The organism is Chamaesiphon sp., from assembly GCF_041738855.1.
GTDB lineage: Bacteria > Cyanobacteriota > Cyanobacteriia > Cyanobacteriales > Chamaesiphonaceae > Chamaesiphon.
Map to the genome: position 1 here is coordinate 1 of NZ_JBGSPA010000164.1, position 12,645 is coordinate 12,645.

At 48.8% G+C, this 12,645-nt stretch carries 10 protein-coding genes, 2 pseudogenes and 1 riboswitch; of the genes and pseudogenes, 8 read left to right on the forward strand and 4 right to left on the reverse strand.

Annotated elements, in window-relative coordinates; translation table 11 throughout:
* Positions 1–3,047 (reverse strand): chromosome segregation protein SMC (gene smc, locus ACEW9I_RS17065; protein ID WP_373541530.1); only part of this gene is annotated, 3,047 nt, incomplete at its 3' end.
* 127 nt (positions 3,048–3,174) lie between these two features.
* Between smc and ACEW9I_RS17070 the strand changes: the two genes are divergently transcribed.
* The 4 genes and pseudogenes from ACEW9I_RS17070 to ACEW9I_RS17085 form a co-directional block, all read left to right on the forward strand.
* Entirely contained in the window at positions 3,175–3,360 is a 186-nt protein-coding gene (locus tag ACEW9I_RS17070) for a hypothetical protein (protein WP_373541531.1), read from the forward strand.
* The gene (locus tag ACEW9I_RS17075; RefSeq protein ID WP_373541532.1) at positions 3,353–3,544 is read left to right on the forward strand and encodes a hypothetical protein; all 192 of its coding nucleotides are present in this window, start codon (positions 3,353–3,355) and stop codon (positions 3,542–3,544) included. The genes ACEW9I_RS17070 and ACEW9I_RS17075 overlap by 8 nt, the downstream gene beginning before the upstream one ends.
* Before the next feature lie 37 nt (positions 3,545–3,581).
* Positions 3,582–3,800 (forward strand): hypothetical protein, encoded by a 219-nt coding sequence (locus ACEW9I_RS17080; protein WP_373541539.1) that lies wholly within the window; start codon positions 3,582–3,584, stop codon positions 3,798–3,800.
* Positions 3,797–4,006: pseudogene (locus ACEW9I_RS17085) on the forward strand (clan AA aspartic protease); the annotation flags it as partial. The gene ACEW9I_RS17080 and the pseudogene ACEW9I_RS17085, both read left to right, overlap by 4 nt.
* Before the next feature lie 21 nt (positions 4,007–4,027).
* Here ACEW9I_RS17085 and ACEW9I_RS17090 read toward each other — a convergent pair.
* Positions 4,028–4,265, reverse strand: a pseudogene (locus ACEW9I_RS17090) (hypothetical protein); the annotation flags it as partial.
* Positions 4,266–4,576: 311 nt separating this feature from the next.
* A riboswitch (cobalamin riboswitch) is annotated at positions 4,577–4,726 on the forward strand.
* A 21-nt stretch (positions 4,727–4,747) separates the two neighbouring features.
* Here ACEW9I_RS17090 and ACEW9I_RS17095 point away from each other — a divergent pair.
* From ACEW9I_RS17095 to ACEW9I_RS17110, 4 genes are all read left to right on the forward strand, one after another.
* Positions 4,748–5,158, forward strand: a complete 411-nt coding sequence (locus tag ACEW9I_RS17095; RefSeq protein WP_373541533.1) for a DUF1636 domain-containing protein — start codon at positions 4,748–4,750, stop codon at positions 5,156–5,158.
* On the forward strand, positions 5,145–5,573 hold the full coding sequence (locus tag ACEW9I_RS17100) for a hypothetical protein (RefSeq protein ID WP_373541534.1): 429 nt from the start codon (positions 5,145–5,147) through the stop codon (positions 5,571–5,573). Before ACEW9I_RS17095 ends, ACEW9I_RS17100 begins: the two co-directional genes overlap by 14 nt.
* A 199-nt stretch (positions 5,574–5,772) precedes the next feature.
* Positions 5,773–6,102 (forward strand): hypothetical protein, encoded by a 330-nt coding sequence (locus ACEW9I_RS17105; RefSeq protein ID WP_373541535.1) that lies wholly within the window; start codon positions 5,773–5,775, stop codon positions 6,100–6,102.
* Positions 6,103–6,323: 221 nt separating this feature from the next.
* Positions 6,324–9,416 (forward strand): PAS domain S-box protein, encoded by a 3,093-nt coding sequence (locus ACEW9I_RS17110; RefSeq protein WP_373541536.1) that lies wholly within the window; start codon positions 6,324–6,326, stop codon positions 9,414–9,416.
* Positions 9,417–9,478: 62 nt separating this feature from the next.
* Here the strand turns inward: ACEW9I_RS17110 and ACEW9I_RS17115 are convergent, their stop codons facing one another.
* Both ACEW9I_RS17115 and ACEW9I_RS17120 read right to left on the reverse strand, forming a co-directional pair.
* A complete protein-coding gene (locus tag ACEW9I_RS17115) occupies positions 9,479–10,351 on the reverse strand; it encodes a CAAD domain-containing protein (RefSeq protein WP_373541537.1) in 873 nt (290 codons plus the stop codon).
* Positions 10,352–10,959: 608 nt separating this feature from the next.
* Complete coding sequence (locus ACEW9I_RS17120) at positions 10,960–12,417, reverse strand: glycoside hydrolase family 13 protein (RefSeq protein ID WP_373541538.1); 1,458 nt, start codon at positions 12,415–12,417, stop codon at positions 10,960–10,962.
* Positions 12,418–12,645: the final 228 nt, after the last annotated feature.

Here is a 12,645-nt window from a genome sequence, read left to right on the forward strand (position 1 = left end):
GCGAGCATGTTGACGGGTTCCATCCCTTCCATCCGTTTTTGGAGGAGGCGGATTTGGGATTGGAGGGATGCGAGATATTCGTCGGTTTGGGATTCGGGGGGAAGTTCGGGAAGTTCGGCGGGAAGTTCGGTGCGCTGGGTGACAATTTGGATAATCAGGTTATCGATTTCGGTTTGGCGTTGTTGTTGGAGTTGAGTGAGTTTTTGTTGCTCCCACTGCAATTCTTGGAGGTTGAGGTGGAGTTGGCGCAGTTTGGCTTCGGCTTTGTCGCGTTCTTGTTTGTCGGTGCCGAGTTCTTGTTCGAGAATAACTAGGGATGCTTTGGTGGTGGCGATCGAGTCCCCAATTCCCGCTAATCTAGTACTAATATCGGTGAGCTTGCGATCGAGTGTCCCCATCTGTTCGATATATTCGCTAGTCCGTCGCTGATTTTCAGAGATTTTTTCGGTTAAGATACTACGATGGCGATCGATTTCTTGGAGTTTTTGCTCGAAGGCGGTTAAGGCTTGTTGACGTTGGTTGAGTTGTTGTTCTTGCGTTTTAATCTCTGTCTGAATGGCTTGCCAATCGCTGTGTACGCCGGATTTTTCCAGTTCGGCTAGTTCGGCATGGAAGTGAGCGAGGGTGGCTTCCTGGGCGGGTAGGGCTTGCTCTAAGGCGGTGAGATTGGTAACGGTGAGATCGAGATCTTGTTGGTTTTTTAAAATCTGCTGCTGGAGTTGGGCTTGTTGGGTAGTTAATTGCCCGATTTCCTGTTGATTGCGATCGAAATTGAGTTTGATTTCCCGTTGATTTTGGCGAGTATCGGCGACGGCAGTGCTGAGTTGGCGTAGTTCGGTATTGCTTTTATTAACTACCTCGATACTGACTTGCAAAATCTGTTCGATTGCACCCAGCCGTTGCTGGAGGCTGCGAACTTCGGCAGATTCACTCGCATCGGCAGTACCAAAGTGGAGGGTGGATTTTTGGGAAATATTCCCCCCCGTCATCGCCCCACTGGATTCGAGTAATTCACCATCGAGCGTAACAATCCGATGTCTGCCGAGTAAACTTCTTGCTCGATCGAGCCTATCGAATACTATTGTCCCACCAAAGACATAATTAAAGATATTTTCGTACTCGCGATCGAAGTCTACTAAATTAACTGCATAATCGATAAATCCTTGGGTCGATCTTAATGCCGCATTCTCACGTAATGGTTGAGCGTTAATCTTATTTAATGGTAAAAATGTCGCCCGTCCACCGCGTTTTTGTTTGAGGATTTCGATTGCCTGAGAAGCTACGCCATCATCGGCGACGACTAAGTTACCCAGTCTCGCACCTGCGGCAATTTCCAGAGCCAATTGGTACGCCGGATCGACATTACCCAATTGCGCTACTAAACCATGTACGCCAGGGATTTGGGCTTCTTTGATAATTTTGGTCGCGAAGGTACCTTGGGCTTCTGCTTGAACTTGATTTTGGGCTTCTAATTTATCTACTAATCGCTGTTTGTCGCGCTGTTCTTGTAATAGCCGTTTTTGGGTTTCGAGTTGGGTATCGACATTTGCTTGAACGGCGGTAAGTTTCTTTTCTAATACCGCTAATTCACCAGTCGATTGGGCGAGTTTATTTTCTAATTCCGAGACTTTATTTCTATTTGTCTCTAAGTCCGGTGTTACAGTTGCCAACCGTTCGGTTTCTTCAGCAATCTTTGCCGCCAACTGACTACGACGTTCGGTAAGTTGGGCTTGAGCAGTACGCTGTTTACTTAATAACTGTAGGGTAGTTTCAATCTGTCTACTAACTTGGGTTTGTTCCTCTACCCAAGCCGTAGATGCGGAGGCGATCGAACTAGCTTTTTCTTTAGTTACTTCGAGTTGATATTTAGCCTCATCGCGATCGGCAACTGACTTTTTAAGTTTAGTAGTTTCTAACTGCTGTTGTTCGCTAGTTAAACGGTGAAATTCTTGCTCGTAATTGGCTAATTGTGTAGCTGATTGCTGTTGATTGGTGTGCGTAGTCGATCGAGTTGCCGTTAGTTCTTCTTTTTGCTGTGAGAGTTGCCGCTGTTCTGCCTGTTGTGTAGCCAACTCCGCTTGAGCAGCTAACAATTTCTCTTCACCCAATGCGCGCACACAAGCATTCAATCGTTCGACTTCAGTAGTCGTCACTCCGATTTCTCCTTGCAGCTCGATGACTTGTTTGTCCAACTCACCCAGGGCAATTTTACCCTTACCTAAATCTGCTTGAATCGCCGCCTGTTTCTGTTGCAGATTCTGCCACTTTAAGACCACCTCTTCGACAGACTTCTGTTGAAACTCTGTCCGCAATCTTTGGTACTTCTCAGCCTTAATCTTATCCTGCGCTAACTTATCTCGTTGTACCACCAATTCTGTGGCGACAATATTGCATTTCTCGACCTTTTCCTTGACCTCATCCAGTGTACCCTTAGCGCGTTCGATCTTGCGATCGAACGCCGCCACACCCGCCAACTCATCGATAATCTCCCGCCGCTCCTTGCTATTCATCGAGATGATGCTGGTGACATCCCCCTGCAACACGACATTATAGCCCTCTGGATAAATCCGCAGCGCATTCAATTGGTCGTGCAACTCCGCCAGATTGCAAGCCTCCCCATTAATCGAATAATTGGACGTATAACCACCCTGAGCATTCACCCGCAGCCGCCGCGTCACCACCCACTCACTCGCTAACCGTTGCTTCGGCGGAGCAGGGGACATACTACTAATATCAACAACCTCAATTTCCGGTGCTGGCTCGTCCTCATTCTCCAGATCGAAAGTCACCGTCACAATCGCTTCTGAGGCACCTTTGGTATTGCGATCGTGATTGACCAAATCCGGCAACCGTTCCGCCCGCATTCCCTTGGAACTAGCCAATCCGAGACAAAATAACAGTGCGTCGAGAATATTCGACTTACCCGAACCGTTCGGCCCCGATACCACAGTAAATCCAGGTAAAATCGGGACTTTGGTAGTACCACCGAAGGACTTGAAATGGGACAGTTCTACCTGTTTGATGTGTACCATAAGTTCTAGCTGCATCCCTTGGCGGCACGAGTCCGCATTTTCCCAAGAGATTATCTTAGCAGACTCTCGTCCGTTTGTGGGTTTGAGGGATTCGATCGGGGATAATGTAGAATAGGCTCGAACAAAATTTGGGGATAAATAATTGCCGACACCGAGCCAGATGCTTCAAGCAATAGTCCTATCTCAATGGCTGTCAAACTGCTATCGACCAATTTACCTGTTTCGATACGACGAGGAGCGGCAAGAGATATTTATTGTTGCTGGAGAGGACGAAAATATCGAAATTACTATTTATAATAATGGGAAATGGAGGTATGAAATTGTCTAAACCTAACTTTCAAGCGATGACTCTCAATGAATTGAGACGATATGTGTTAGCGCATAGAGAAGACAAAGAAGCGTGGGATGAGTTTGCAGCTCGTCCTCGCCCTAATGCAGTTATAGTATCAGCAGATACGCCTGTGGAGGAACAAGAACGCATTATTAGAGAGTTGGTAGATAGAAGTAAGTAGTAGCAGAATCTCATTCTCTTTGTGTCGCCTAGGTTGAATCGATTCTCCTCGATCGAAGCACGATGCGATTACTCGTACATTTTACCAGATGTTTATCATCGACATTGAGACGGGCGATTATGAAGTAGACAAAAATGGTTTACAGGCAGCTAAACGCCTGAATGCCAGACATGAAAATACTCGACTCTTTGGCATCCGCATTGGTTATAATATCGTGGCTTCATTTGGCGGCGTGATGGAGCGGGTAAATAAGTGATTTCTGGGATCGTAACTGACAGACATGCGATCGTTAGTATTGTCTTTCGTACTTCATTTCGATCGGATATATCGATAGATTTTGTGATAGATACAGGTTTTACAGATGAACTTTGTCTACCGCCAGAAGCAGTATCTTTGTTAGGATTGCCCTTTAAATATGCGATACCTGCAAATTTGGCAGATAACAGCCGAGTCTTATTACCAGGGAAGCATCCCACTTTTTATTTAGCGATCGCAAATTAATCCGTTGAGGTAAGCGCAGCGATGCGCTAATACTTGAGGAACATTTTCAGATTTCCACTGCTCTCCAGAAATTTTAGTCCAGCGATTCTCCTTTGGAGAGGCTTCGCCAACGATCTTGAAACCAGTCGAGAATTTCCCTTCTTTCACCACCAGGCACAAATTCCTTGATAATATTCCATACCCCGTCATGACCATCACCCAAGCAAGTAACAACTGGTGCTAAAGGTTCATCTCCTTGGAGCAAATCAAAAGTGGGATGCTCCCACAGGCGATTACCTCCGGTAGGCTACGCCAACGCAAAAAAGCGGATGCGAATCGCGTCGAGGTCTCCTCGGCGTGCGTTCGCACCAAGCAGGGATTCACACTGATTATGTAGCTAGGCAATATTTAGGTAGACTGGGTAAGATTGATAATGGAATTGTCAGCACTGGTCGGGTCACCCGATTGGAGTGCATCCGCCACCCAACCTACGTTGCTCTCATGGAGAATTGAGTATCGACCGAATTTTGGGTAAGCGATCGCAGAACCTGTATAATAAAACTTCGATCTGGTTTGAGTGGGGAACAGTCACTCAAAGTAATGGGGAAAGCCTGGTGAAAATCCAGCACTGTCCCGCAACTGTAAATCTTTAGCAGCAGCGAAGATTGAGTCAGAATGCCCGCCAGCATCTACATATCAGTCAATTAACCTACGAGGTATTAGGTGACTCCAGTACATTGTTTATTTGTTTGTACCACTTGCGGGAGTAAGTGGGAGGATGGTCGGCGCGTTGGTACTAGTGAGGGCGAAAGGCTACTAGAGCAGCTCCAAGCGTTGCACCAAAATTGGGAATTAGCGACAGATTTTCCGATCCAAGCAGTCGGTTGTATGAGTGCCTGTAATCGCTCGTGTGCGATTTCCTTTGCAGCTACTGGCAAGCATACTTATCTATTCGGCGATATCACTCCCAGTGAGCCGAGTATCCCGTTGAGCAATATCCTCGATTGTGCGGCAAAATACTACCAGCATCCCAGCGGATCTTTGCCGTGGAGTGAGCGTCCCGCGCCACTCAAGCAAGGCATCCTTGCCAAAATTCCGCCGTTAACAACCGCTATCTCCCATGCGGCACTATAATCGTTCTCGTCGCGCCAATTTATTTACCCAAAACTTGCTGTGGATTGGCTATTGGGCTTGGCAAGGCTATCTAAATATCGAGCGCGGTGTGGTAGTCATCAGCAGTGAAGTCGATCTTCTCGATGATTCTGACCCATACTGTGGCGATCGGCTCGATCCCAGTCTCAATTTTCGGTATATCCCCCAGGCGCAATTAGCGATCTACTTGCAAGAATGGCTGGTAGATCGTCAGGAGATCGATCCGATCTTAACTGCTGTTGCCAGCTATCAACCGCAAACCGAGCTAATTTTTGCGATCGAGTTTAGCGCAAATCTCGATCTTGGCTGGTGTCAACGACTACAAGTTTCGCCGCCAGATTGTCATCAACAGATCTGTCGGCGATGGAGTGAGTTTGAATTAGGTTTTAGGCTTTAGGCTTTAGGGAGTACCCCTGTTAAGGTGAGTGTTTGTACTATCGATCGCCAGAGGGGAGAAGTGCCAGTTATAATCTGAATTGAAAGCTAAAAACCTAACCGCCAGAGGGAATTAAAGATGATTAGTGACATCTGTTAATTGCGAACTTAACACCTTGGGTTATCCCACAGCAGCATTCGGTGTTTTTTGCATAGCACTGATGGCTTTTAACCTTCTCTCTCCGGTCAAAGCTGCGCTCAAAGATGTTCCTGGAGCCGGAAAAATTGAATCAGGCTTGTCCAATTATTCTGTGGTCGAAGAAGTCCAGTTAACTTGTAGAGGAATGGAGATTGCCATAGCAGCAGATGACTGGAAACCTTTCGCACTGATGAGTGTGCTCTTGTTCGTCCAATTTTTACGCGACTGTGCTAGTCATGTCGATCTCAAACGCTTCTTATCATCTCCAAGAGGAGCTAAAAAGCCGACCACCAAGAAGAAGTATGACTCCAAACATCCTCATGTTGCTACTTTTCGGCTTCTCACTACTTAGCCATACTTTTGTCACCTTAACAGGGGTACTCTTAAACCCCAGGAAATCCACCTTTTTAAGGGGGACTCAGATCTACGAGCCACGTCAAACATCCTCTTATTGCCCCAGTTCGCCGATCCTCCCATTGCCCTGGCGATCGCCTGAACTTTTTTGTTACAACATCGCTGACTCGCCTCAGTGCAATATGCTACTCTAGGGAGAGAACATCAGCACCCCATTGCATGTTGATAAACCCGTCTCAGGCTCGAAATTCCGCGAACGGTCGCGAGCGCAAGCTCCTAGAACGTATTCCCCAACTGGCTTGGTTGATGACAGATGGAGGGGATGTCTGCGCCGTCAACCGTCGCTGGTGCGAATATATCGGAGAGTTCGGTGACGATCGCTTATTGCTGAGCTTTGCAGAAGTTTTGGATGTGGGAGCAGTTGAGGAGTGGGCTGATGCTTGGAGGCTAGCACAACAGTCTTGGCAGCCATTGGCAATCAAGCTCCAGCTCAAAAGTAGCGTCGGCGATTGGGAATGGTTTAGGGTCGAATTAGAGCCAGATCGGAATGAATTTGGGCAGACGGTGTGGATCGGTACGGCGATCCGGCTCGGTGGGGAAGCCGCACTGACCAATTCAAAACTATCGGCACAATTTCTGGAGGCTTTACTGGTTCATGCTTCGGATGCCATTGTGGCTTGTGATGCCTACGGACGGTTGGTGTTATTTAACCGGATGGCACAGTCATTTCATGGGTTGCCTCCCGAACCGATCGATCCTGCCGCATGGGCAAACTATTACGATCTCTACGATGGCGATGGGATCGAAACTTTATCCCAGTCTCAGATTCCCCTCTTTCGTGCCTTACAGGGGGAGTCAGTAGTCGGTCAGGATATGACGATTAAGTCCAAACTGGGGTTCACGCGATCGCTCCGTGCCAATGCGACGCCAATTTATAGCCCTGCTGGCGAACAATTAGGGGCTGTCGCCTTGATGCGCGATATCACTGCCTACAAGCAAGCAACATTTGCGCTCCAGCAAAGCGAACGCAAGTTTCGGGCGATTTTTGATGGCACTTTTGGGCTGATTGGATTGCTCGAACCCGATGGGATAATTGTCGAGATCAATCAGACAGCGATCGCATTTGCGGGATTAGCAGGACAGGAATGGATCGGTAGCCCTTTTTGGGCAGCTCCTTGCTGGACTTACGATCGCGCCATCCAAGAGCAGTTACAGCAAGCGATCGCGCGAGCAGCACAAGGAGAATTTGTCCGGTATGAAGTCACATTATTCGGAACTGGAGATCGCTTGGTACCGATCGATTTTTCGCTGACGCCGATCCGCAACGATCTGGGCGCAGTCAGCCTGATTATCGCGGAGGGACGGGATCTCAGTCAGATCGAACAAGCCCAAACCGAGCAGCGTCAAGCGCAACTCTACAACGAACGGCTCTCCGCCGCCATGAAATTAGCTAAAGCAGGTGCTTGGCATCTGGATTTAGGCAACCAAACAGTACATTGGACGCCAGAGTTTGAGATCCTGCTTGACTATGAACCAGGTAGTACGCAGCAACTCTATCAAGAATGGCTCGATCGAGTCCATCCTGACGATCGAGTCCAAACAGAAGCCAATTTGCAAGCGGCAATTGACGGTGCGGCACCTGAGTACCACTGTGAATACCGAATTATCTGTCGCAATGGTCAAATTCGCTGGATGGAGACGATCGGCGAGTTACATACTGACGCACAGGGTCATCTCAACTGCTTATCAGGTCTAATCTACGATATCACCGATCGCAAGCACCAGGAAGAAGCCCTCCGCCGCAGTGAGGAATTTACACGGCGGGTACTAGAAAGCAATCAAGATTGTATTAAGGTTCTAGACTTAGACGGGCGTCTGCTGTATATGAATGACGGCGGACAAGTATTGATGGAGATCGATGACTTCACTGCGGTTGCCAAGGCTCAATGGCGATCGTTTTGGCAAGGTAGCGAAGCCGAAGCTGCTCAAGCTGCTTTTAGGGCAGCGTTAGCTGGGGGCGTCGGTACATTTGATGGTTATTGTGCCACTGCTAAGGGTACGCCCAAGTGGTGGGATGTCGTCGTGACGCCAATCCTGGATGCTGATGGTCGGGTTGCCCAAATTTTATCGGTATCGCGTGACATTACCGAACGCAAGCAGGCAGAAACTGCCCTCCACAAGAGTGAAGAGTTATTTCGCTACACCTTCGAGCATACGGCGATCGGCTTCTGTCATGTCGCCTTGGACGGGACTTGGTTGCGGGTCAATCAAAAACTATGTAACATTTTAGGCTACAGTGCCGCCGAATTGCTGGCGACTACTTTTCAAGCAATCACCGAACCCGCAGATCTAGATGCGGATCTGGCGTTGGTAGCGCAGTTGGTCAATGGTGATATTAGTGAATATCATCTGGAAAAACGCTACATTCACAAACAAGGTCATCAGATCTGGGTAGACCTAAACGTCGCTTTGTTGAGAGAGAGCAATAACGGTGAGCCAATCGGTACGCCTCGATATTTTATCTCATCGGTCGCCGACATCACCGAACGCAAACAATTGGCATTGCTCAATCAAAAGCAAACTGCCGATTTGCAACAACTCAATGATTCGTTGATGTTGGCTCAACAGCAGCTCAAAGACCGCAATGAAGAACTCGATCGCTTTGGCTATATCGTCTCGCACGATCTCAAAGCTCCACTGAGATCGATCGCCAATTTATCAGAATGGATCGAAGAAGATTTGGGAGCGCGTCTCCTTGATGATGAGCGGCAACAATTTCAGATCTTGCGCCAACGAGTGAAGCGGATGGATGCGTTGGTGGATGGATTGTTGCGCTATTCACGACTAGGGCGCAAAGATGTGGCGATCGAAACTGTCGATGTCGGGCAACTGCTAGCTGAGACGATCGATTCGCTCGCTCCACCTGCGAGTTTTCAGATCGAGATCCACCCGATGCCAACTTTTGACACCAAGCAGATCTTACTCAGTCAAGTTTTTGCCAATCTGCTCAGTAACGCGCTCAAACATCACGAGCGGCTAGATGGGCGGGTGGAAATTGCGGCTGAAGATCTGGGAGATCGCTATCAGTTCTCGATCGCTGATGATGGCCCAGGAGTTCCATTCGGTGAAGCCAGAGAGCGGATTTTTGATATGTTTCAAACACTCAAGCCGAGCAGTTCTAGCGAAAATACTGGGATCGGATTGGCACTAGTCAAAAAGATTGTGGAAGGCGAAGGTGGTCGGATCTGGTTGGATGATAAGAGCGATCGCGGTGCTTGTTTTCGCTTTACTTGGTTGAAGTCAGGCTTGTAAAGATCGATCCCCGACTTCTGGGAGAAGTTGGGGATCTTGCATCGATTTAGTTTAACAATCGATTAATTTTGACTACCAAATACTTCGGCTTTGGTACGATCGATCTTTTCAGCTAGTTCGTGACGATCTTGTTCCCGCAGCAGGTAACGCGAGACAAATCGAACTACATAAACCAAACCAATCAATTTGAGGATGGGGGCGACCAACGGAATATCATCGATCGCATTCAAGCCAGCAACCAATAGTTTTGTGCTCAAAACGGCTAGGAAAATGATTCCCAGTGTTGTTAGTAGTTGCCGATTATTTTTGTATAATGCAACGGTGTAAGCTAGGGCATTATCGAAGAATCCGGTGGTTTTGGTCTGAATTGATAGCCAAATTTCTTCGGCTGATTCAGTTGGCGACTGGTTGTAATCGCTCGTGGATTCAGGTGTGGGAGTTGTTGCTGAGCCGATCGATGATTCGTCGTAATTCATAGCTGGTGCTGGCATCTCTAGATTGGCAGGATCGTGAAGACTGATGACTGGTTGAGCCGCAGTAGTGTCATCGGGTCGGCTAGCTGGAGACTTTTCCGCAACAGTAGTGTCATCTGCGGGATTGGCTACATTCATCCCCTGTTCGGCTGGCATCTCTAGATTGGCAGGATCGTGGAGACTGATAACGGGTTGAGCCGCAGTAGTGTCATCGGGTCGGCTAGCTGGAGACTTTTCCGCAACAGTAGTATCATCGACTGGATTGGCTACTGGCACTTCAGTCGCAACAATGACATCGTCAGTGGTGCTGGTTGGGGATTCTTCAGACTTCATGAAAGGTTGACCGAGCGTCGGACGATCTGCATCAGCCTGAGTAGGATCGGCGATCGAAGCGTGTTCGACCTGTGCTTCATCCTGCTCATCGATACGCATAATCTCGTGTAAAGCAATATCAGTTTTCATGGTAGTACTGCAAGTAATTTAAATAATGCATAAAAGCTATATAAGTCGATCGAGATTGACGCCGTGGTGTAATTGCCGACCGCAGTCGATCGTTAACGTCATCAGCATTAACAACCGCCAATCGATCGCCATAACTACCAGCACCAAACAATCTTTTCGACTTATTTATATAACGATACAAGTCCAGTCTGTAGCGGTCATCATTCAATTTACCGATCTAGCTGAATCATTGGATAGATCCTCAATTAGCCAGCTTTTGCCAAATTAACGTGAGTGTCTCCTGTCGGAGAGGCTACGCCAACGGGTTAAGGATATTAGCTTCGTTTCAGCACCGCCGCCGATCGAAATCGGGGCTAACATTACAAAGTCCGCCTGCGCGGACTGATTAACTAGTCCGCGCAGCGGCGCGCGCTCTGGAGGTTCCCTCCAAGTGTAGCGCGTCAAGACAGGCGGACTTTGCACCACCAGCAGAGACTTCCAGTCTCTAGGCTTTTCTTATCCCGTTGGCGTAGCCTCTCGGAACGAGACACTGACGTTAAATTAGATATCTAGGGTGGATGGTGGATGGTAATTGTCTATTTTTTAAGTAGCGATGGGGTGTGTTACCCCTAGTTGAGAATACAACCACTCCGAGCAGCCAGATCGATTGTCAACACTGCTCGATCTGGCGACCATGACAGGTCGCTGGTGCCAAATAGTTGTCGCTCGGGGCGATGCTGGCAACCTAGCTCTGCCAAATTGAGGCTGATTTTGACCGCTGCGGTACCGACATTCACCACGACTACTATTTCCACCGCATCCAAGCTTCGCACAAAGGCATACGCATCACCTTGGGCGTAGATCGTGTGATAAGTTCCAACCCGTAAGGCGGGGTAAGCATGGCGGAGCGCGATCAGTTGGCGATGATAATCCAACAGGGCGAGATCCCAATCCGACTCTGGCGGAAATCCGCGCCGCGAGTCAGGATCGATCGCTCCTGCCAAACCGACCTCATCGCCATAATAGATACTCACGGCACCAGGAAAGGTGAGCAGGAGTAAGGTGGCAAGCTCGACACTGGCGCGATCGGACTGCGCGAGCGACATCAATCGCGCGGTATCATGACTGGCGAGGAGATTGAGCTGTGCGAGCTGGATTTCCCAGGGATACAAGTCTAACAACGCTTGAATTTTGGTAGCGTAGGCGGCGGCAGAGAGGGGCGGGTAGGGTTCATAACTGGGATTTTGGACATATTCCATCACCACGCGATCGCCTGCGGCAAAAGCGATTGTCGGCGCGGTGAAGAGGTAATTCATCACTCCGTCAAACTGGGTACCATCGAGCCAGTGGCTAGCATCGTGCCAGATTTCGCCCACGATATAAGCTTCGGGATTGATGGCTTTGACGCGATCGCGAAACTCCTGCCAGAACCCCTCGATCGTGATTTCAAACGGGACATCCAATCGCCAGCCATCAACCCCCAGCCCGATCCAATGCTCGGCAATCTGCATGATGTACTCTTTGACATCGGGGTTGGCGTGATTGAAGACAGGGAGCGCGCGGTTGTCTACCCAACCCTCGTAGTTGGCTGGTAGGTTGCCATCGTAGGCAGAGAGCGGCCAATCATTAATTTTGAACCAATCCACCCAGGGCGAATTAGGGCCGTTTTCCAAGATATCGCTAAAGAAGAAAAACCCGCGACTGGCATGGTTGAACACCCCATCGAGCACGACTTTGATGTCCCGCTGATGAGCTTGTTCTAGTAGCTGCATGAAGGCTTTGTTGCCACCGAGGATCGGATCGACTTGATAGTAGTCGTGAGTATGGTAGCGGTGATTGCAAGTAGACTGAAAAATCGGCGTGAAGTAGATCGCATTGATGCCCAGATTCTGGAGATAATCTAGTTTTTCGATGACGCCCCATAAGTCGCCGCCTTTATAGCCTTGTTGAGTTGGTGGCGCACTCCAGTCTTCCCAAGTGGGATTTTTTAATAAGCGGTTGGGGGCTTGTGAACCGATCGCCAATCGATCGGGGAAGATCTGATAAAAAACGGCGTGCTTGACCCAGGTTGGTGTAGAGATAGTCATGGTAGAGGGTGGAGATAGGTCGAGGTTAAGGTGGGCAGTATTTGTCTTATAGCAACCGCCAAGGCGGTTAGGACAGCACAGCGATTAAAATCGCCGCTATTGCTGCAAAGTCCGCCTGTCTTGTCTTGACCGAAACGCTTAGCACGAGGAGACCTCAGCGCGATTTCGGTCGCTGATGCGCTGTCTTGACCCAAACACATGCGGAGGGAACCTCCGCGTGATTTGGGT